Source organism: Streptomyces sp. NPDC015130 (genome assembly GCF_043080005.1).
In the GTDB taxonomy this organism is placed as follows: domain Bacteria; phylum Actinomycetota; class Actinomycetes; order Streptomycetales; family Streptomycetaceae; genus Streptomyces.
Map to the genome: position 1 here is coordinate 111,556 of NZ_JBIBVC010000016.1, position 20,371 is coordinate 131,926.

Annotated in this window: 13 protein-coding genes and 1 riboswitch; of the genes, 6 read left to right on the forward strand and 7 right to left on the reverse strand. The window is 73.8% G+C overall.

What is annotated here, in order from left to right; genetic code table 11:
* The first annotated feature begins 55 nt into the window (after positions 1-55).
* Complete coding sequence (locus ACF08F_RS28670) at positions 56-1,753, forward strand: glycosyl hydrolase family 8 (RefSeq protein ID WP_392301420.1); 1,698 nt, start codon at positions 56-58, stop codon at positions 1,751-1,753.
* A gap of 26 nt (positions 1,754-1,779) precedes the next feature.
* Here the strand turns inward: ACF08F_RS28670 and ACF08F_RS28675 are convergent, their stop codons facing one another.
* From ACF08F_RS28675 to ACF08F_RS28690, 4 genes are all read right to left on the reverse strand, one after another.
* Positions 1,780-3,114 carry a phosphoribosylaminoimidazolecarboxamide formyltransferase gene (locus ACF08F_RS28675; protein ID WP_392301421.1) on the reverse strand — a complete coding sequence of 445 codons (1,335 nt, stop codon included), beginning with the start codon at positions 3,112-3,114 and terminating at the stop codon, positions 1,780-1,782.
* Between the two features lie 34 nt (positions 3,115-3,148).
* Positions 3,149-3,241, reverse strand: a riboswitch (ZMP/ZTP riboswitch).
* Between the two features lie 86 nt (positions 3,242-3,327).
* A complete protein-coding gene (locus tag ACF08F_RS28680) occupies positions 3,328-4,773 on the reverse strand; it encodes a glyceraldehyde-3-phosphate dehydrogenase (protein WP_189508881.1) in 1,446 nt (481 codons plus the stop codon).
* A 173-nt stretch (positions 4,774-4,946) separates the two neighbouring features.
* Positions 4,947-5,978: a serine hydrolase domain-containing protein gene (locus ACF08F_RS28685; RefSeq protein ID WP_392301422.1), complete on the reverse strand. Its 1,032-nt coding sequence runs from the start codon at positions 5,976-5,978 to the stop codon at positions 4,947-4,949.
* Between the two features lie 141 nt (positions 5,979-6,119).
* Positions 6,120-7,859, reverse strand: coding sequence for a VanW family protein (locus ACF08F_RS28690; RefSeq protein WP_392301423.1), 1,740 nt, complete (start codon positions 7,857-7,859; stop codon positions 6,120-6,122).
* A gap of 242 nt (positions 7,860-8,101) precedes the next feature.
* On the opposite strand from ACF08F_RS28690, the gene ACF08F_RS28695 reads away from it, so the two are divergent.
* The 5 genes from ACF08F_RS28695 to ACF08F_RS28715 all read left to right on the forward strand — a co-directional run bounded on the left by ACF08F_RS28695 (position 8,102) and on the right by ACF08F_RS28715 (position 15,886).
* Entirely contained in the window at positions 8,102-8,866 is a 765-nt protein-coding gene (locus ACF08F_RS28695; protein WP_392301424.1) for an IclR family transcriptional regulator, read from the forward strand.
* Positions 8,867-8,912: 46 nt separating this feature from the next.
* A complete protein-coding gene (locus tag ACF08F_RS28700; RefSeq protein WP_392301425.1) occupies positions 8,913-9,242 on the forward strand; it encodes a putative quinol monooxygenase in 330 nt (109 codons plus the stop codon).
* Between the two features lie 81 nt (positions 9,243-9,323).
* Positions 9,324-10,358 carry a LacI family DNA-binding transcriptional regulator gene (locus tag ACF08F_RS28705; RefSeq protein WP_392301426.1) on the forward strand — a complete coding sequence of 345 codons (1,035 nt, stop codon included), beginning with the start codon at positions 9,324-9,326 and terminating at the stop codon, positions 10,356-10,358.
* Between the two features lie 213 nt (positions 10,359-10,571).
* Entirely contained in the window at positions 10,572-15,089 is a 4,518-nt protein-coding gene (locus ACF08F_RS28710) for an aminotransferase class I/II-fold pyridoxal phosphate-dependent enzyme (RefSeq protein ID WP_392301427.1), read from the forward strand.
* Positions 15,089-15,886, forward strand: a complete 798-nt coding sequence (locus ACF08F_RS28715) for a class I SAM-dependent methyltransferase (RefSeq protein WP_392301428.1) — start codon at positions 15,089-15,091, stop codon at positions 15,884-15,886. Before ACF08F_RS28710 ends, ACF08F_RS28715 begins: the two co-directional genes overlap by 1 nt.
* A 30-nt stretch (positions 15,887-15,916) precedes the next feature.
* Here the strand turns inward: ACF08F_RS28715 and ACF08F_RS28720 are convergent, their stop codons facing one another.
* From ACF08F_RS28720 to ACF08F_RS28730, 3 genes are read right to left on the reverse strand one after another with little or no spacing between them, the layout of a single operon-like run.
* Positions 15,917-17,008: a glycosyltransferase family 4 protein gene (locus ACF08F_RS28720; protein WP_392301429.1), complete on the reverse strand. Its 1,092-nt coding sequence runs from the start codon at positions 17,006-17,008 to the stop codon at positions 15,917-15,919.
* A 36-nt stretch (positions 17,009-17,044) separates the two neighbouring features.
* Entirely contained in the window at positions 17,045-17,944 is a 900-nt protein-coding gene (locus ACF08F_RS28725; RefSeq protein ID WP_392301430.1) for a PIG-L deacetylase family protein, read from the reverse strand.
* Complete coding sequence (locus ACF08F_RS28730; protein ID WP_392301431.1) at positions 17,926-19,956, reverse strand: glycosyltransferase; 2,031 nt, start codon at positions 19,954-19,956, stop codon at positions 17,926-17,928. Before ACF08F_RS28730 ends, ACF08F_RS28725 begins: the two co-directional genes overlap by 19 nt.
* Between the last annotated feature and the right edge of the window lie 415 nt (positions 19,957-20,371).

Sequence of the window (20,371 nt, forward strand, 5' to 3'; positions counted from 1 at the left end):
CTCAATGGTTAGGAAAACTTCCTAACGAATGAGCCACGAAGGACAGGGAGTTGTCATGCGTCGTCGAAGCGTCTCGCTTCTCGGGCTCGCCGGACTGCTGGTGCTGCCTCTGACATCGATCCCGCAGGCCCAGGCACAGGCGCCGGCGCAGCCGCGCGCGCAGGAACGGGAACAGGACCGGGCCGTCGCCGCCGACGGCCTGGTCTCCGCCGGGAAACCGGTGACGGCCTCGTCCGTCGAGGGCGCCGGGTTCGAGGCCGGCCGCGCGGTGGACGGCAACACCGCCACGCGCTGGGCCAGTCTGGAGGGCGTCGACCCGCAGTGGCTGAGGATCGACCTCGGGGCGACGCACACCGTCTCCCGGGTGAAGCTCAACTGGGAGGCCGCGTACGGCAAGGCGTACCGCATCCAGACCTCGGCCGACGGCACGAACTGGACCGACGTCTACGCGACCACGACCGGCGACGGAGGCGTCGACGACCTCGCCGTCTCCGGCAGCGGCCGGTACCTCCGCATGCACGGAACCTCGCGCGGCACCCCGTACGGCTACTCCCTCTGGGAGTTCGAGGTCTACGGCTCCCCGAGCGGCGGCGTCCCCGGCGGGCCGGCCGTCCCCTTCGGCAGCCACCTCAGGCCGTACGCGGCGGGCACCCTGAAGCCCTCCGGCAGCCAGGCCTCGATCGACCAGAAGGTCGTCGAGTACTACAACAGGTGGAAGGCCGCCTTCGTCCGGCAGAACTGCGGCAACGGCTGGTACCAGATCATCTCGCCCGACGCCGACCACCCGTACGTCGCCGAGGCGCAGGGCTACGGCATGGTCGTCACCGCCACGATGGCCGGCGCCGACCCCGACGCGAAGAAGATCTTCGACGGCCTCGTGAAGTGGAAGATCGACCACCCCTCCTCGATCAACCCGAACCTCCTCGCGGCCGAACAGGACACCGCCTGCAGGAGCGTCAACGGCGGTGACGGCGCCACCGACGGCGACATGGACGTGGCCTACGGCCTGCTCCTCGCCGACAAGCAGTGGGGCAGCACCGGCACGTACAACTACAAGGACCTCGCGCTCAAGCACATCGCCGCGATCAAGAAGGACGAGCTCAACCCGACGACCAGGCTCCTCAAGCTGGGCGACTGGAGCAGCTCGGGCGACCAGTACTACTACATCTCCCGCACCTCGGACTGGATGGTCGACCACTTCCGCGCCTTCCGCACCGCCTCCGGCGACACCACCTGGGACGCCGTCCGCAGCGCGCACCAGACCCAGATCTCCCGTCTCCAGTCCACGTACGCCTCCGGCACCGGCCTGCTGCCCGACTTCGTCGTCGACACGAACACCACGCCCAGGCCCGCCCCCGGCCAGGTCCTGGAGGACCCGAACGACGGCGCGTACTGGTGGAACGCGTGTCGCACCCCGTGGCGCATCGCGGACGACGCGGTGACCAGCGGCGACGCCGGCTCGCTCGCGGCGGCGCGCAAGCTCAACAGCTGGATCAAGACGAAGACCGGGGGCGACCCGAACAAGATCGCCATCGGCTACAAGCTCAACGGCACCCAGATAGCGGCGGGCAGCGAGGCCGCCTTCTTCGCGCCGTTCGCCGTGGCGGCCATGACCGACCCCAGCAGCCAGGCCTGGCTCGACGCCCTCTGGAACAAGATGCTGGCCACCCCGGTCGACACGAGCAGCTACTTCTCGGCCAGCATCCAGCTCCAGGTCATGATCACGGCCTCGGGCAACCACTGGGTCCCGTAGGGGCGTTCCGCCCGGCCTCTCGCCGATCAGTGGTGGAAGAGCCTCAGCCCGGTGCGCGCGAGCGTGATCCCGTGCTCCCGGCAGGCGTCCTCGACGTCGGTGGAGCGGATCGACCCGCCGGGTTCGGCGACGGAGGTGACCCCGTGCCGGTGCGCGTGGTCGACGTTGTCCCGGAAGGGCAGCGCGCCGTCCGAGGCGAACGCCACCCCGGTCAGCTCCGCTAGGGCGTGTGGCGAAAGTCCCGCCTGCCCGACGGCGCCTGGCACGCACGCTCGCCGCGTTGTCGGGATCACCCCGATACATCCAGTATCGGGGCGACCCTCCGCCTTGCGATCGCACGCACCAGGCGCCGTCGGGCCCGCCCTTCGGGCGGCCGGCGCTACTTTCGCAACACGCCCTAGCCACCCGGCACGCTGCTCGTCGGTGAGATCGGGGGCGGGCACGGACAGGGCCCCGGACAGGCGTGCGCGCTCGTCCGGGGTGAGGTCGCCCTCGACGAACCGGATCTGCCAGTTGATCCGGTCCTGCCGGCGGACGCCCGGCCGGAAGGCGAGCGCGCGGACGGCGGGGTGGCGGCGCAGCCACCACGTGTCGGTCTTCGCGCCCGCCAGCCGGGTGCAGTCGACCCGGGACTGCCGCCCGGCGCCGATCCCCAGCGTCGCCCCGCCGCGCACGTAGCAGACGGAGTTGGACTGGGTGTGGCGCAGCACCGCGAGTCCGAGCAGCAGGTCCTCCGCGGCCGCCGTCGTGAGCTCACCGCAGACGAGGTCGTCCAGGAGGGCGGGGGAGAGCGGCACGTCGTCGCGCTGCTGGGTCAGGCGCATGCCGAACACCTCCCGGGCCTCCTGGCCCGGCGGGGTGAAGCTCTCCTCGGCCTCCATGACCAGGAAGCGGCCGCTCTTCTTCCGGCTGAGGGTCCCGACGGTGCCGGGTGCGTAGCCGGGGGCGATGACACCGTCGCAGACCACCCGGGTCAGCAGCTCGGCGAGCTCGGCGTCGACCGGGTGCGAGACGGCGGCGAAGTCGCCGTACGAGGACTTCGGATCGGCGTCACGGGCCCGCAGATAGGCGCTCGTGAGCGCGCCGACGCCGTCGCGGTCGACGCCGTACAGCTCGGCGGTCACCTCGTCGACCGGCCCGGCCACCGCCGCTCCGGCCGGTGAGACGTGCTTGAAGGAGGCGGCGGCCGGCCGGCCCAGGACACGGCTCGCCTCCCGGGCCAGCTGCCAGCCGTTCAGCGCGTCGAGGAGGTTGATGTAGGACGGGCTGCCGTTCACCACCCGGACCGGCCGGCTCCCGGGCTCCACCGGCACGGCGGTCGCCACCAGCTGCTGGGGATTGATGCCGTAACGCAGTTCCATCTGAGGACCTCCTGGGTCAGCGGGACATCACTGACGCAGGCGCCCAGGCGGTCGACGCGCACGCGGGGAAAGCGACCAACTGCCGCTCCCCGGTGGTGATCCACCTTCGCCAGTCGCGGCGGGCACGATGCTACCCGCGCGCCGGAAACGCGGCGCGCCGCACCCCCCCCGTTCGGGAGGTGCGGCGCGCCGCCGTGCTGTCGGTGCCGGGGATCAGACCGCCGGGACCGGGAAGGTCGGGTACTCCACGCCGGAGACGTGCTGGACGACCCGGATGACCTGGCACGAGTAGCCGAACTCGTTGTCGTACCACAGGTAGAGGATCGCGTTGTCGCCGTCGACCTTGGTCGCACCGGCGTCGACGATGGACGCGTGGCGCGAGCCGACGAAGTCCATCGAGACGGCGTCGGGGGCCGTGGTGAAGTCGATCTGGCGCTTCAGCGGCGAGTGCAGCGAGACGTCGCGGAGGTACTCCAGGACCTCGTCGCGGGTGGTCTCGCGGCCCAGGCGCAGGCTCAGGATGGCGATCGAGACGTCCGGGACGGGGACGCGGATCGAGCTGCCGGTGATGGGGGCCTTGAGGTCCGGCAGCGCCTTGGCGACGGCCGAGGCGGCACCGGTCTCGGTGATCACCATGTTCAGCGGCGCGGAGCGGCCGCGACGGTCGGCCTTGTGGTAGTTGTCGAGCAGGTTCTGGTCGTTCGTGAACGAGTGGACCGTCTCGACGTGGCCGCGGAGCACGCCGTACTCGTCGTCCATGGCCTTGAGCGGCGGGACGATCGCGTTGGTCGTGCAGGACGCGCAGGACAGGATCTTCTCGTCCGGCTTGACCGTGTCGTGGTTGACGCCGTGCACGATGTTGGGCACGTCGCCCTTGCCGGGCGCGGTGAGGACGACCTTGTCGATGCCGGGGCGCAGGTGCTTGGAGAGGCCCTCGCGGTCGCGCCACTTGCCGGTGTTGTCGATGAGGATCGCGTTGTCGATGCCGTACGCCGTGTAGTCGACCTCGGAGGGGTCGTTGGCGTAGATCACCTTGATCGTGTTGCCGTTGGCGACGATCGTGCTGTTCGCCTCGTCGACCGTGATCGTGCCCTGGAACTGGCCGTGGATCGAGTCGCGGCGCAGCAGCGAGGCGCGCTTGACGAGGTCCTGCTCGCCACCGCCGCGGACGACGATCGCGCGCAGCCGCAGACCGTTGCCGGAGCCGGCCTTCTCGATGAGGAGGCGGGCGACGAGGCGGCCGATGCGGCCGAAGCCGTAGAGGACGACGTCGCGTCCGTCGCGGCGCTCGATCTTGTTCTCACCGATGGCGCCGGCGACGGCCTCGGCCGTGAACTCGGCGACGGAGAGACCGCGGTCGTCGGTCTTGTAGTCCGCGGCCAGCACGCCGATGTCGATCTGGCACGGGCCCAGGTCGAGGGTCGTGAGCGTCTGGAGGAAGGGCAGCGTCTCGGTGACCGAGAGCTCCTCGCCGTCGATCTGCCGGGCGAAGCGGTGGGTCTTGAGGATGCTGACCACCGACTTGTTCACCAGGGAGCGGCTGTGGACCAGGACGGTGACGTCCTGCTCCCGGTGCAGCTTCCCGATGATCGGGATCATCGACTCCGCGATCTCCTCGCGGTTCTTCCAGCTGGTGAACGAGTCGTCATTGACAGTCACAAGTTTATCTTTCGAGCTAGGCGGCGCTCATATGGTAACCCCAGGTCCCCGCCGTGCTTCAGAGGGGTGGCGCATCACACGTTCGCCCGCGGTGAGCAGGCTCGCAGAGTCCCGCCGCGCGAGCACCTCCGTTCCACGGGCTGGTCACCACCCGCCGGGACACGACCCCGCCGTCAGCGGAACGCGAGCGTCCGGAAGGCGTCGCGGACCCGGGCCAGCGGACCGGGGTCCCGGGTGAAGTACAGCCGGTTCGTCAGGAGCACCGCCCAGCGCCCGCGCGCGGGCGAGACCCACAGGCCCGTGCCGGTGAAGCCGAAGTGCGCCCAGACGTCGTCCGCGGGGTCCGTGCCCGGCGCCGGGTGCCAGAAGAGTCCGCGCTGCGGGGTGAGCGGGCCGGTGCGGACGCGCAGCGAGGCCGCCGTCCAGTCGGCGGAGAAGGTGCCGGGCACCGGGACGAGGACGTGGCGGAGGAAGCGGCCGATGTCGCCGGCGGTGGTGAAGACGCCGGCGATCCCGCAGGCGCCGCCGAGCAGCCGGGCCGAGAAGTCGTGCACGGTCCCCCGGAGCGGGGCGCCGCTCTCCTCGTCGTACTCGGTGGGCGCGCACCGCTCCACGTCCCCGGCGGGCAGCGGTCCGTACCGCGTCTCCGTCATCCCGAGCGGCGTCCAGACCCGGTCTCCCGCCAGCCGGGTGAGCGAGCGGCGCGTGAGGTGCTCGGCGAGGTAGCCGAGGATCAGGGCCGCCCGGTCGGTGTAGGCGACGGCCTCCCCGGGCCGGTGCCGCAGCGGCTCGGAGAGGACCCCGTCCCGGACGTCCTGCGGGTCGGAGCCGTACAGGGGCCGCAGATTGGCGCGCAGCGGCAGCCCGGCAGTGTGGGTGAGGAGGTCGAGGGCCGTCACGCCGGCGAGGGGCCGCCCCGCGGCCTCCGGCCAGTACGCGCCGAGCGGCGCCTCCGGCTCCAGCTTCCCCGCGTCGACGAGGGTGCCGATCACGGCCCAGACCGCGAGGATCTTGGTCAGGCTCGCCACGTCGAAGAGCGTGTCCCGGACCATCGGCTCGCCCGGCCGCGCGGGGTCGAGCGCCCCGGCCGCCCCCTCGGAGAGGGTGGTACGGGCATCGCCCACGGCCCACACGGCGCCGGGGTACACGCCCGCGCGCACCCCGTCGTCGAGGAGCCGCTCGTAGGGGTCGCTGCGCTGGGCCAAGGCGTGCCTCCCGCGGGTCCGGGCGGGCCTGACCGGGCGAGCGGGCGGGCGGGACCCGTCCGCTCCCTGACGGGCCGCGCTCCGGAGTCATGCCCGGACGGTGGGGGAAGACACCCTTCCGTCAGCTTCTGTCCCAGGACCTCACTTGCACGTGACCTCGTCACGCGGGGTGTAGTGCGTCGTGAAGGTCTCGCGCTTCACCTCCGCGCCGCCGTCCTTGAAGACCCGGTCCACCGAGATGTCGAAACCCGCCAGCGGCGGCTGCGGCACACAGGCCTCGCCGGTGCCCTCGCGCTTCGCGGGCTCCTTCTCGTTCGTGTGCGGGCCCGCCACCGCCTCCACGGAGTCGTACTTCTTCGTCCCGAGGAAGCTCACGGTGACCGAGGAGTCCGTCGCGCCGGCCTTGATGTAGATCGGCTTGCCCGAGTCGTTGCGGAACTTCAGGTCCAGGCTGCCCCAGGCGACGGTGGCCTCGCGGCCGGCCGGGTAGCGCTCGATGTAGAAGGAGTGGGCGCCGTACTCGACGGGCTTCACCCCGGCGAAGAACATCGCGTTGAAGACGGTGGTCGCCATGGCCGAGACGCCGCCGCCCGGCGCGGACTGGTACCGGCCGTCGAGGATCATCGTGCCGTCCACGAAGCCGTTGTCCGGGGTGCGCTCCCCGACCGTCTCGTTGAAGCTCCACACCTCGCCGGGCTTCACCACGGAGCCGTTGATGAGCTCGGCGGCCCGGCCGATGTTCGTGGTCCGGTAGGGCGCGGTGGGGAAGTTCACGGTGAAGGTCGACATCTGCTCGGTGATCCCGAGGCGGGCCAGCGAGTCGGCGGTCAGCTCCGGCTGCGTGACCTTGGTGGCCACCGCGGCCGTACGGGCCGCGGCGCCGTCCTTGGCGAGGAGCGGGCGCACGGCGTCGCCCAGCGCCTTCGCGGTGACCTCCTGCCCCGGCCTGCCCTCCGACTCGACGACGACCTTGCCGTCCCGGACGCCGAGGGTCGCCTCGACCGGGGCGCCCGTCATGGCCGCGAGCGGCTCCGCGACGTCCGGGTCGCGCAGCAGGGCCTCGGCGTCGAGCGCGGCGCCGAGCCGGCCGTTCTCGGCCTTCACGGAGAGGTGGTCGCCGAGGGTGGCGGGGGAGATCCGCAGCCGCTCGGTCCCGACGGTGAGCGTCACCGGACCGGAGACGGCCTGCTTCGCGTACGCGTCGAGGAAGCGGGTGACCTCGGAGTCGCCCAGCTTCGGCTCGGTGAGAGCGACGGGCAGCGTCACGGCGGCGGCGCCCGAGGTGGCGGGGTAGGCGGCGCGCAGGGTCTCGACGGCCCGCCCGGTCTCCAGCTTCTGGCCGGTCACCGCCCGGGTGGCGACGGCCTCGCCCGAGCGGAAGGCGACGGAGCCCTCGCGGACCTTCCGGTCGTTCTTCTCGGCCAGTTCGGCCACGGCGGCCTTCGCCTTGGCCTCGTCGTAGGCGAACACCGGCCGTATCTCCCGCTCGCCCGAGGAGAACAGGCGCCCGATGACGGTCACGGGATCACGGGACGGGTCGGCCGCGAGCTCGGCGGTCTTCTCCACGTCCACGGTCAGGCCCGCGGCGGCGGGGGAGACGGTGGTCTCGCGGTCCCCGACCTGGACCGGTATCGGCGCGGTCCAGGCGGCCGGGGCCTCGGCCGCGAGCTTCGCCCGCGCCTCGGCGCGGCTCATCCCGCCCACGTCCACGCCGGCGACGCTGGTGCCGGCGGATATGTCGTCCCCGGCGGTGAGCAGCCCCGCGACGTACAGTCCGCCCGCGGCGACGGCGACCACACCCGTGGCGATCGCCGCCGTCCGGAGGCGCGGACTGCGCCCCTCACGGGGCGTCGGGACATGGTCGGTCCTGGAGCGGGGCACACGCTCTCCCGGGGCATCGAGGATGGAGGGATCTCCACGACGGTACGCCGAAAGAGTGTCAAATGCACATAAGGCAGGTTTGGCCTGCGGGGATACGGTGCGGATCGACGCCTGTACGGAGCGTGCCGACGGCTCCGCGGGAAGAACCCGCGACGAGGCCCCGGAGGCGGCCCCGCCGGGTGGCCCGCCGTCCGGCCGCGACCCTCGGAGGGGCTGCGCCGCACAGGCCCTAACCTGGAACGATGCCCGCCACCCCCAGCCCGAGCCCCGGCCCCCGGACCGTCGACCGGGCCCTCGCCGTGCTCGACGCCGTCGCCGACGCCGACCGGCCCGTCACGGCGAAGCACCTGGCCCGTCGGCTCGGCTGCGCGCTCTCGACCGTGTACCACGTCACAGGGCCGCTGCTCGCGCGCGGCTACCTCGTCCGCACCGCCGAGGGGTACGCCCCCGGGCCCCGCGTCCCCGCCCTCCACCGCTCCCACCAGCGCCACCACGGACTCGGCACCGGGACCGGTGAGCTCCTCGGCCGGCTCCGCAGGGCCACCGGAGCGGAGGCGTACCACACCGCCTACCGCGACGGCCTGATCACCGTCGTCGACACCACCGCCCCCGTGACCGACGCAGGCCACCCCTTCACCCCCGGCCCCGAGGACCGCGCCCACGCCACCGCCCACGGCAAGGCACTCCTCGCCGCGCTCCCGCGCCCGCTCCGCCGCCGCTACCTCGCGGAGCACGGCATGGCCCGCTTCACCGAGCGGACCATCACCAGCGCCGAGCGCTTCGAGGCCGAGGCCACCCGGGTACGCGACCAGGGCTTCGCCGTCTCCGTCGGCGAGGCGGACCTCGCGTACACCTGCCTCGCCGTCGCCCTGCCCGAACGCGGCGACGGCATCGTGCACGCGCTCTCCGTCTCCCTCCCCACCGCCGGCTTCGCGCGCCGGCAGGGCGAGCTCCGCGCGGCGCTCGCCCGCGCCGTACCCGAGTTTCCGGCCCTGTCGGAATCCTGACCGGCCCGGCTGGTCCGCCCCGGCGGGCCGGCCGCACCGTGGACGCATGATCTTCATCGCCGTTCGCTTCACCGCCCGCCCCGACCACGCCGACCGCTGGCTCGACCTCGTCGCCGACTTCACCCGCGCCACCCGCGAGGAACCCGGCAACCTCTTCTTCGACTGGTCCCGCAGCGTCGACGACCCCCACGTCTTCGTCCTCCTGGAGGCCTTCGCCGACGCCGAGGCCGGCGCCGCCCACGTCGCCTCCGCCCACTTCGCCGCCGGCCTCGCCGCCATGGCCGGAGCCATCGCCACCACCCCCGAGATCATCAACGTCGAGGTCCCGCAGCAGGGCTGGGGCGCCATGGCCGAGCTCTCCCCGACCGGCGCCTGAGCACCCGGGGCCGCCGCCCGCCCGCCTGATAGGTTCACGGCAGACGCAGGCGGGGCGGCGGCCCGAGGGGAGAACCGGCACATGGCGGGGAGCGGACGGCAGACCGGCAGGCCCACCCTGGAAGAGGTCGCGGCCCGGGCCGGAGTCGGCCGCGGCACGGTCTCCCGCGTCATCAACGGATCCCCGAAGGTGAGCGAGCAGGCCAAGGCCGCCGTCGAGCGGGCCGTCGCCGAACTCGGCTACGTCCCCAACCGCGCCGCCCGCGCCCTCGCCGGCAGCCGCACCGACGCCGTCGCCCTCGTCATCCCCGAGACCGAGGCACGGCTCTTCGCCGAACCGTACTTCCTCGACATCATCCGCGGCGTCAGCGCCGAACTCGCCGAGGCCGACAAGCAGTTGCTGCTCACCCTGATCCGCAGCGACCAGGAGCGCCAGCGCTTCGAGCAGTACCTCGCAGCCCAGCGCGTCGACGGCGTCCTCCTCGTCTCCGTGCACGGCGACGACCCGCTCCCGGACCAGGTCCGCGCCCTCGGCCTGCCCGCCGTCCTCAACGGCCGCCGCCGCGAGGACGAGCAGGTCTCCTTCGTCGACTCCGACAACACCGGCGCCGGCCGTACCGCCGTCGCCCATCTCGCCGCCCGCGGCCGGCGTTCGATCGCCACCATCACGGGCCCCCTCGACATGTACGTGGCCCGCTGCCGCCTCGACGGCTACCGCGAGGGCCTGGCGGAGGCCGGACTCGCTCCCGACGAGGCCCTCGTCGCCGGCGGCGACTTCACCGAGGAGGGCGGCCGCGCCGCCATGCGCGAACTCCTCGACCGCCGTCCCGACCTCGACGCCGTCTTCGCCGCCTCCGACGTGATGGCCGCCGGGGCGCGCACCGTACTGCGCGAGGCGGGCCGCCGCGTCCCCGAGGACGTCGCGCTCGTCGGCGTCGACGACTCGGCCGTCGCCCGGCACATGGACCCGCCGCTCACCAGCGTCCGCCAGCCCATCGAGGAGATGGGCCGCACGATGGCACGCCTCCTCCTCCAGGAGATCGCCGCGCCCGGCGAACCGGACGAACAGCCCCGCCGGATGCTCCCCACCGAGCTGGTGGTCCGCGCCTCCTCCTGACCGCACCCGCCCCCGGTCCTCCCGGGCTCCGAGGTGCAGCCCGCTCCGGCCCCCCGGAGAATGGACACCGTACGGCGGTCCGAATCCGCGACCAGGGCGCTCCACGGCGTCCGACCCGCTAGGGGGCGGTCGACGATGGCGTTGCGTCAGCCGATCCGGTCACGCAGGACGTCCGGGTCACTCCGCACGTGGACGCTGGTCTATCTCCTGGTCGTGACGCTGCTGACCCTCGCGTACCTGCAGTTCCCCGCCCGTCACACCGTCCTCTGGGCACTCATCGGACTCGGCGGCGTCGCCGCCATCCTCGTCGGCGTCCATCTGCACCGGCCCGCCCGCCGCTGGCCGTGGCTCGTCCTCGCCGCCGCCAACTTCGCCTTCGTCGCCGGCGACACCGCCTACAACGCCCTGGAGTCCTTCTTCGGGCAGACCAATCCCTTCCCCTCCGTCGCCGACGCCCTGTACCTGGCCACCTACCCGCTGTTCGCCATCGGCCTCTTCGGCTTCATCCGCTACCGGGCCGCCGGCCGCGACCTCGCGGTCGTCCTCGACGCGCTGATCCTCACCTCGGGACTCGCGCTGCTCTCCTGGGTCAACCTCATCACCCCGCTCGCCCGGAGCGAGGACATGACCTGGACCGAGAAGGCCATCTCCATCGCCTATCCCCTCGGCGACGTCCTGATGCTCGCGATGCTCGCCCGGCTGCTGTTCCCCGGCGGCCTGCGCTCCCGGTCGGTCCAGCTCCTCACCCTCGGCACCTGCGGCATCCTCGCCTCCGACGTCATCTACGGCACCCTCCAGCTCAAGGGAACCTGGCAGGTCGGCACCCCCCTCGACCTCGGCTGGGTCGTGTTCTTCACCGCCTGGGGCCTCGCCGCCCTCCACCCCTCGATGACCGGACTGACCGAGCGCGCCCCCGAACCGGCACCGCGCGTCGCGGAACGCCGCCTCGCCCTCCTCGCCGGCGCCTCCCTCGTCGCGCCCGCCCTGCTCCTCTTCCAGTCGCTCCGCCACGACAGGGACCAGGACATCGCCGTCATCGCGATCTTCTCGGCGCTGATGTTCCTGCTGGTCCTGGCCCGGCTGTGGAGCATGATGAGCGCCCACGGCAAGGCCGAGGCCCGCGAACGCAGCCTCCGGGTCGCCGCCGCCTCCCTCGTCGCCGCGCTCAGTCCGCGCGAGGTCGCCGGAGCGGTCGAGACGGCCTCCGCCACGCTCTTCGGCCCCGGCACCGACCACCGGGTCCTCCTCTTCACCCGGGACCGCCGGAGCGGCCTCACCGCCGTGGCCACCGAGGCCCACCCGTGGAGCTGCCACACCGACACGCTGACCCGGCCGCCCGCCACGTCGTGGCCCGAGCTCATCGCCCACGGCGCCCGGCTCGTCCCCGTGCACCGCCTCGACCCCGCCGTCGCCGCCGAGGCGGCCCCCGAGTCCCACGTACTCCTCTGCCCGCTGGAGCTCCAGACGCCCGCCGGACGCGAACCGCTGCTCGGCGTGCTGCTCTTCGCCGGACCCGAGAAGAAGCTCTCCGAGATCGGCGGACCTGCCCAGTCCCTCGCCTCCCAGGCCGCCCTCGCCCTGGAACGCTTCGGACTCAGCGAGGAGGTCAACCGCCGCACGAGCGAGGCCTACTTCCGGACGCTCGTGCACAACACCTCGGACGTCATCCTCATCGTCGACGACGACGACACCGTCCGGTACGCCAGCCCGTCCGCCGAGTCCATGTTCGGCCACTCCCTGCTCCCCGGCACCCCGCTCACCGAGCTGCTCGCGCCCACCGACAAGGCCGGCGCCCTGCGCGTCCTCGCCGACGCCCGCACGCGCGAGGAGGTCGACGCCCGGGCCGACTGGAAGCTCCTCCACGGCGGCCCCGGAGGCCCCGGCAGCTCCGCCGACCTCCAGGTCGAGGTCCGGTGCAGCAACCTCCGCAACGAACGCACCGTGCACGGCCTCGTCCTCACCCTCCGGGACGTCACCGAGCAGCGGAAACTGGAACGCGAGCTCACCCACCGGGCCTTCCACGACTCCCTCACCGGCCTCCCCAACCGCGTCCTGCTGCTCGAACGGATCGAGCGCGCCCTGCTCCGCGGCCGTCGCGAATCCACCCTGACCTGCATGCTCTTCGTCGACCTCGACGACTTCAAGGTCGTCAACGACACCATGGGGCACTCCGTCGGCGACGAACTCCTCGTCGCCGTCGCCCGCCGCCTCACCTCCGTCCTGCGCCTCACCGACACGGCCGCCCGGCTCGGCGGCGACGAGTTCGCCGTCCTCATCGAAGGGGCCAGGGAACCCAGCGACGCCGAGACCCTCGCCGCCGAGATCGTGCACACCCTCAGCCAGCCCTTCCACCTCACCGACGGAGCCGTCTCCGTCTCCACGAGCGTCGGCATCGCGACCGTCCTCGACAGCGCGCACGCCGAGGAGCTCCTCGGCCACGCCGACCTCGCCCTGTACGCGGCGAAGGCGGCCGGCAAGAAGCGCTGGCGGCTCTTCCACCCCGAGCTCCACTCCCGGCTCGTCGCCCGGCACGAGCTCCAGGCGGGCATGGACACGGCCATCGCCGACCACGCCTTCGCCCTGCGCTACCAGCCCATCGTGGAGGTCGACGGCGGGGCGCCCGCCGGCCTGGAGGCCCTCATCCGCTGGCCGCACGCCCGGCGCGGGATGGTGCCGCCCGACCAGTTCATCACCCTGGCCGAGGAGAGCGGGCACATCATGCCGCTCGGCGCCTGGGTCCTCGAACACGCCGCGCTCGACATCGCCCGCTGGCAGCGCTCCCATCCGCAGCAGCCGCCGCTGTACGCGAACGTCAACGTCTCGGCCCGCCAGTTCCGCGACCCGGGCTTCCTCGAAGAGGTACGGCGCACCCTGCGCTCCTCCGGGCTGGAGCCGGGCTCGCTCGTCCTGGAACTCACCGAGACCGTCCTCATGCGCCAGGACGCCCAGATCCGGACGACCATGGCCGCGCTGAAGGACCTCGGGGTCTCCATCGCCATCGACGACTTCGGCACCGGGTTCTCCTCGCTCAGCTATCTCCGCGAGTTCCCCATCGACATCCTCAAGGTCGACAAGTCGTTCATCGACGACATCACGACCGACCCCCAGCAGGTCGCCCTGGTGGAGGGCATCGTGCGCATCGCCGACGTCCTCGGCCTGCTGGTCGTCGCCGAGGGCATCGAGCGCGAGGAGCAGCGGCAGCTCCTCGCCGAGATGGGCTGCCGGTACGGGCAGGGCTACCTCTTCGCCCGGCCGATGACCGCCCACCAGGCCGAGTCGTACCTGCACCGCGCGCCGGCCCCCGGCGTTCGCCCGGCCGGGCCCGCCGTCGCGGTCTCCGTGACCTCCTCGGCCGCCCGAGGCTCCCCGGCCGGCCGGGGTCCCTCAGCCGCCCTCGGGCCCGCTGCCGCCGTCGGCGCCGCGCCCGCCGTCGCCGGGACCGCCCCCGCCCGGACCGCCCGGCCGCCGCGCCCGTCCCGCTGGCGCGACCTGGAGCACCTCCAGCGGACCAGTCTCATGTGCGACGCCGTCATCGACCAGGTCGACGGCCGCCGCATCCGCGTCGGCGAGGACTGGCTCGTCGACTTCGCCTCCTGCAACTACCTCGGCTTCGACCTCGACCCCGAGATCATGGCCGCGATCGAGCCGGAGGTCAGACGCTGGGGCACCCACCCCAGCTGGTCCCGGCTCATCGGCAGCCCGCGGCTCTACCCGCGCATCGAGGAGCGGCTCACCGAACTGCTCGGCGCCCCCGACACCCTCCTGCTGCCCACGATCACCCTCATCCACCAGTCCGTCATCCCGCTCCTCGCCGGCACGGGCCAGATCTTCGTCGAGGCACAGGCCCACCGCACCGTGTACGACGGCTGCGTCGTCGCCCGCGGCCAGGGCGCCGAGATCCACCGCTTCCGCGCCGACCGCCCCGACGAGCTGGCGACGCTGCTCCGCGGCGCACCCGGCGACGCCGGCCGGCTCGTCTGCATGGACGGGGTCAACAGCATGACCGGCAACTTCCCGGACCTGCCGGCCCTGGCCAGGGTCTGCCGGGAGAACGGCGCCCTGCTGTACGTCGACGACGCCCACGGCTTCGGCGTCATCGGCGAGCGCTCCGCCGACGAGAGCAGCCCGTACGGCTCGCGCGGCAACAGCATCGTCCGCCACCTCGGCGAGACCTACGACGACCTGGTGCTGGTGGGCGGCTTCTCCAAGGCGTTCTCCTCGCTGCTCGCCTTCCTCGCCGTCCCGAAGTGGCTCAAGGACCACCTGAAGGTGGCGGCGGCCCCGTACCTCTACTCCGGGCCCTCGCCGACGGCCTCGCTGGCCACCGCGCTCGCCGGGCTCGACGTCAACGAGGAGCGCGGCGAGGAGATCAGGGCCGACCTCTACCGCATGACGGCCCGGGTCCTCGCCCACGTCCGGAGCCTCGGCCTCGCCACGCCGAACACCGACGGGCTGCCGATCGTCGAGATCCCGCTCGCCGACGCCGAGGACCTCGACGCCGTCGCCGCGTTCCTCTGGGAGCACGGGATCTACGTGACCCTCGCCTCCTACCCGCTCGTCCCGCGCGACCGGGTCGGCTTCCGCATCCAGATCACCGCCGCCAACACCGACGAGGAGATCGACCAGCTGTGCGCGGCCCTCACGGCGCTCGCCGAGCGGTTCACCCTCCAGCACACCGGGGCCCCCGGCCCCGGTCCCGTCGCGGCCGGCCGCCGGCCGCCGGAGCGGTGATGGACAGGGCCGGCTCGCCCGGCCCGTCGGCGCGTCCGCAGGACCGGGTGCTGGGACCGCGCCGCAACCGGGACGCCGACTGGAACGCCTGGCCCGTCGCCGACTACCTCGCCGAGAACTACCGCAGGCTCCACCCCTGCGACGTCGGCGTCATCCGCCACCACGCCGCCGTCTACCGGACCATCGCCCCCGGCGCCCTGTGCCGCACCCTCGAACTGGGCGCGGGGCCCAACCTCTACCCCCTCATGCAGGCCGGCGCCGCCAGCCTCCAAGTCGACGCCCTGGAGCCGAGCGCCGCCAACGTCCGCTATCTGCGACAGCAGCTCGACAACGGCCCCGACGACAGCTGGCGGCCCTTCTACACCCTGTGCCGCAGTCTCGATCCCGCACTCCCGGAGAGCTCCACGGAGGCGCTCCGCGGGGTACGGGTCGTGCCCGGCGTCGCGGAGGACCTGACGGACGGCACGTACGCCCTCGCGTCGATGAACTTCGTCGCCGAGAGCGTCACCGAGGACTTCGCCGAGTTCACCGCCCTCTGCGACGCCTTCGTCCGGGCGGTCCGCCCCGGTGGCCGGCTCGTCGCCTCCTTCATGGAGCGCATGCCGAGCTACCGCATCGGCACCGGACCGGTCTGGCCGGCCTGCCCCGTCGACGGGGACGCGCTGCGGACCGTCTTCGCCCCGCGCACCACCGGCCTGCGGATCGAGCGGCTCGCGAAGGACCGCACCCTGCCCGAGTACGGCGACACCGGCGTGCTGCTGCTCACCGCGCTGCGGCGCGACCCCGCCACGCGGTAGTTCCGTCCGGTGGGCCGGAGTTCCGTCCGGTCAGCCCAGCAGCTCCCGGTAGAGCGCCGCGTACCGGGCGGCGAACCGCTCGGGACCGAAGTGGTCCTCGGCCAGCGACCGGCCCCGTTCCGCGAGCACGTCCCAGGAGCGCGGCTGGTCGAGCAGCCACGCCAGCTGCTGCCCGGTGCGGCGCGCGTCGCCCGCGGGCGCCCGCAGCACCGCGTGGCCGAAGTCCGCGAACTGCGGCAGGTCGCTGAGGATCGCCGGCCGCCCGGAGGCCAGCGACTGGAGCACGGTCAGGGGGATGTCCGCCTTCCCGCCGAGCGAGTCCGGCGGATGGAGCAGCACGTGCACCGAGGTGATCAGGCTCCGCATGTCCTCGACATGGCCCAGGACCTCGACGTCGGGCAGCCCCGCCGCACCGGCCCGCTCCCGCAGCGCCTCGTCGAGGAGCCCGGCGCGCTGCCCCGGCCGCCCGCGCACCGCGAGCACGAGCCGGAACCGCGCCCCCTCCCGCCAGGCCTCGGCCGCCGCGTCGATCACCGTCTCCGCACCCCCGTGCGGCCCGTGGTGCCCGGCGAAGAGGACCACCGGATAGCCCTTCGGGCGCGGCAGGTAGGGCCAGGCGTCCAGGTCGATCATGGGCGGGACGACCCGAACGTCCCCGAAGTCCGCGGCCCGCAGCCGCCGCGCCATCGACTCCGACAGGGCGACCGTCGTCCCCAGGGGCCGGGAGCGGTCCAGATGGCGGGGGTCCATGATCCCCGTCACGGTGTGGACGACCGGCCGCCCTCCGAGGAACAGCGGGCGGAGCCGGGAGTAGGCGGGGAAGGCACGGCCGATGGTGAGGAAGACGTGGACCAGGTCGACCCGGCGCGCGAACACGACCCCGGCGAGCGCGGCCTGCACCCGGTGCGGGACGTCCGAGGCGCCGCGCCGGACGAGGATGCGGACGGGGCGCCCGCGGCGCGGCGGGTCCTGGTCGTGGTCCGGCCACTGGGCGAGCCGGCGGAAGTCGACGTCGGGCAGCGCGTCGAGGACGTCGGAGGCGAGCCGGACGTCCGAACCCTCCACACCGTCCAGCGGGCGACTCGTCAGGAGCAGGACGCGGGGCCGCTCACGGAGGACCATCACGCACCTCCGCCCCCGTCGGGACCCGGTGGACCGTCACGACACGCCTCCGGCGGTACGGGCCCGGCGCCGGGCCCTCACGGCGGCCGGCCGGGCACGGCCGGGCGCGGTCACCGCCGGATCGGCGGGCGCGGCCTCGGCCGCGGGCAGCAGGTACACCTCGGGGACGCACGGGATCCGCCCCTCGGGGAACAGGGCGTCGGCCTGCGTCCGGTAGCCCCGGACCAGTTCGGCCTTCCGGTCGAGACCCCGCTCCCAGTCGTGGGCCACGAGCCGGTGCAGCGCGGTGAACCCGGCGTCGGCGACGGCGCGCTGGTTGTACGGGAAGTCGCTGTAGTAGACGACCCGGCGGCCGCTGAGCTCGGCGGCGGTGCGCACGAGGACGTGGTCGGCGTGCCCGCCGACGCCCAGCGGGGCCAGGAGGACGCCGCCGGAGCGCGCGGGCAGCAGCGCCTCGACGGTCTCGCCGACCGCCCGCAGGACGTCGGCATCCCGCTCGGAGACCCGGCCCCGGGCCAGGTGGAGCCGGTACGTCGGGTAGACATGGGCCAGTTCGGGCAGCAGCCGGGCGAGCCGCTCCGTACCGGCCCGCGGGCGCGGCAGGCGGCGGAACAGCCCGTCGACGAGCCCGACGTGGCGCGCACCGGCGTCGAGCAGGGCCAGGACGTGCCGGTCCTCGGCCCGCCGGGCGGCGTACAGCTCCTGCGCGTCCTCGGTCCCCGTCCGCCGCAGGTACTGCCGGGCCGCGAGGGTGTACGGCGGTGGCCCGGCCTCCGTGAACAGCGTCGCGACCGTCACCGGCGCCCGCCGCCCCGCCCAGCCGAGCAGCCCGCCGCAGGAGAGCACGGCGTCGTCCAGGTGCGGCGAGAGCACGAGGATCGGGGTGCCCGATCCGACGACGGTCCGGACGAAACCGGTCAGCGGGTCGATCGGCATGACGTCCCCCTCCTCTGCCGCCGTGCGGCCGCGGGTGTGTCGAGGAGCCGGTGGGCCAGGGCCAGATAGCGGCCCGTGGTCTCGTCCCACGTGTAGTGCTGGGAGGCGAGCACGGAGCGCCGCCCCAGGCCGCGGCGGAGCGCCGGGTCGCGGGCGAGCTCGCCCATCCGCTCGCCGAAGGCCACCACGTCGAAGGGCGGGACGGCCACGCCGCCGCCGTCGCGCAGCCAGCGCAGCGCGGGCACGTCGAAGTGGAGGACGGGCTTGCCGTACGCCATGCCTTCGAGGGCCACGCGACCGAACGTCTCGTGGCGGGAGGGCAGCACCAGGAAGGCGCTGTCCCGCAGGAGCTGCCGCTTGCGTTCCTCGTCGGCGTACCCCACCCAGTGGATCCGGGGATCCGGTCCTTGGCCGTAGGCGGCGACGAGCACCGCGAGCCGGCGCTCCTCGGCGGGCGTGCCGCTGCCCGCGAGCAGCAGATCCAGCGGCGGGCGGGCCCGGTCGTAGGCGTCGAGGAGCAGGTCCAGGCCCTTGGCCCAGGTGTCGATCCGCCCCAGGCAGAGGATGAACTGCCCGCTGCCGAGCCGGGACTCGTCGAGCAGCCCGGGCTCCGTTCCCTCGGCGAAGACCTGGACGTCGGCCCGCGGGCTGAGCCGCCGGATCGCCGAGCCGTCCGCAGCGCTCGTCGCCACGATGTGCCGGTAGCGGCGCAGCCCGAGCCGCTCGAACAGGAGGAACGGGACCGGGGCGCGGCGCCGTGGCACATCGGCGCCGCGGCCCCGGTCGATGCCGACGACGGGCGCGCGCGTCGCCAGCGGCAGCAGTCCGGTCGAGAACGGGGGAGTGAAGCTCTCCAGCCACAGGTCGTGCCGGATCCGGCGCGCCACGAACGGCAGCAGCGCCAGGAACGCCAGACGCCCGGCCCGCGGCCCCGCCCGGCGCACCGGCAGCCGTACGTACCGGACGCCGTCCCGGTACTCGGTCCCCGCGCGGCGGCCTGCTGTCACGACCGTCACCCGGAAGTCCTCCGCGAGCCTGCGGGCCACCCTGCCGACGACCAGGGAGTCCCCGTCGCTCGGCCGGTCGCGGTCTCCGACGTCGTCGTAGACGGACACGACGACGTGCGGAGGCACCTCACCTCCGCGCTCGGTGCCTCCGCTCCTCGGGGGTGTCTCGCGGACCGGGCCGGGGTCGCGGCCCTCGGCGCCGCTCCCGGGTCCGGCCTGACCGGCAAGACACCCCCTGGGGCCCCCGAGCCCGGTGCCCGCGCTCCTCGGGCCCCTGTGCTCGGTGGCGCTCCTCGTGCCCCCGCTCGGCCCCCCGTCGGTCTCCTCCTCCTCGGTCTCCCCGCCGTTCGCGGCCCGCTCCCGGACGGTGTCGAGGACCTGCTCCAGGGCGGTGGCGGCGATGAGCGACGGGGCCCGGCCGCCGTCGAGGCGTGCCACCCGAGGCAGCCGTACGGACCAGGACCGGTAGCGGTACCAGCGGGCGGCCGGAGGGTTCGGGAATTCCCGCCGGCCGTGTCCGGGCGGCGTCTCGGGTCCGGTCTCGACGAGCAGCGTCAGACCGTACCGCTCCGCGATCCGGCGGAAGGCCCGCGCGCCCACCGAGGAGGCGGGCGGGTCGAACGTCGCCAGGCCGTCGAGGGGCCCCCGGTCGGTCAGGACCACGGCCTGCCGGCCGTGCGCCCGCGCGGCCGCCGTCAGCAGGGCGGCCGTGATCCGTACCGCCGACTCGGCGGCGTCGAGGGACGCGTGGGCACGGCGGACCAGGGATCCGCGGCGCTCGGGATCCGAGGCCCGTCGTGCCCACCGCTCACCCGGTTCCCCCGTATCCCTCACCCGTGGCGGAACCGGGAACCTGCGGCACAGGAAGCAGCCGTGGCACGGCGCGGTGACGACCGGGACGCTCCGTTCGCGGAGCAGCGTCGCGAGCCGGCGGACCAGCGCGGACGTGCCCGCGCCGTCCGGACCGGACACCGCGACGAGGACGACGCTCCGTGCGCTCCTCACGGCACCCGCCGCCTCACCGGGACGAGCGCCGCCGCACGGCCGCGTCGACGCCGGCCGCCGTGGGCGACCGGAGCGGTCGGGGAAGCAGGACCGGGGGAGGGGGCCGTCGGACCGTCGGATCCGGCCGGACCGCCGGAGCCCGTTGGGCCGCCGGAACCGGCGCGGCGCGGTGCGTGGGTTCTGACCGTACGGGCGCGTCGGCGACGGGCGGCGCCACGGGGCCTGCACGCCCGGCAGGCGGGCGCGGGCGCGGCGGCGCGGATCCGGTCGGAGTCCCGGCGGGCCGGGTGGACGGTCGGACGGTGCGGGGCGCGGCAGACACGACGGCGCCGGGCCTCGGAGAGCGGCCAGTCGGTCACCCGCCGCAGGGGATGCGGAGCGGGTTCCGCCGGCACGCGGTTGATGTGGAGTGAGG

What these genes read in the sequence shown, in the direction of transcription:
- ACF08F_RS28670 (WP_392301420.1), top strand. Translation starts at nt 56, where the DNA reads ATGCGTCGTCGAAGCGTCTCGCTTCTCGGGCTCGCCGGACTGCTGGTG.
- ACF08F_RS28715 (WP_392301428.1), top strand. Translation starts at nt 15,089, where the DNA reads ATGGACAGGGCCGGCTCGCCCGGCCCGTCGGCGCGTCCGCAGGACCGG.
- ACF08F_RS28725 (WP_392301430.1), bottom strand. Translation starts at nt 17,944, where the DNA reads ATGCCGATCGACCCGCTGACCGGTTTCGTCCGGACCGTCGTCGGATCG.
- ACF08F_RS28695 (WP_392301424.1), top strand. Translation starts at nt 8,102, where the DNA reads ATGCCCGCCACCCCCAGCCCGAGCCCCGGCCCCCGGACCGTCGACCGG.
- ACF08F_RS28705 (WP_392301426.1), top strand. Translation starts at nt 9,324, where the DNA reads ATGGCGGGGAGCGGACGGCAGACCGGCAGGCCCACCCTGGAAGAGGTC.
- ACF08F_RS28700 (WP_392301425.1), top strand. Translation starts at nt 8,913, where the DNA reads ATGATCTTCATCGCCGTTCGCTTCACCGCCCGCCCCGACCACGCCGAC.
- ACF08F_RS28675 (WP_392301421.1), bottom strand. Translation starts at nt 3,114, where the DNA reads ATGGAACTGCGTTACGGCATCAATCCCCAGCAGCTGGTGGCGACCGCC.
- ACF08F_RS28720 (WP_392301429.1), bottom strand. Translation starts at nt 17,008, where the DNA reads ATGGTCCTCCGTGAGCGGCCCCGCGTCCTGCTCCTGACGAGTCGCCCG.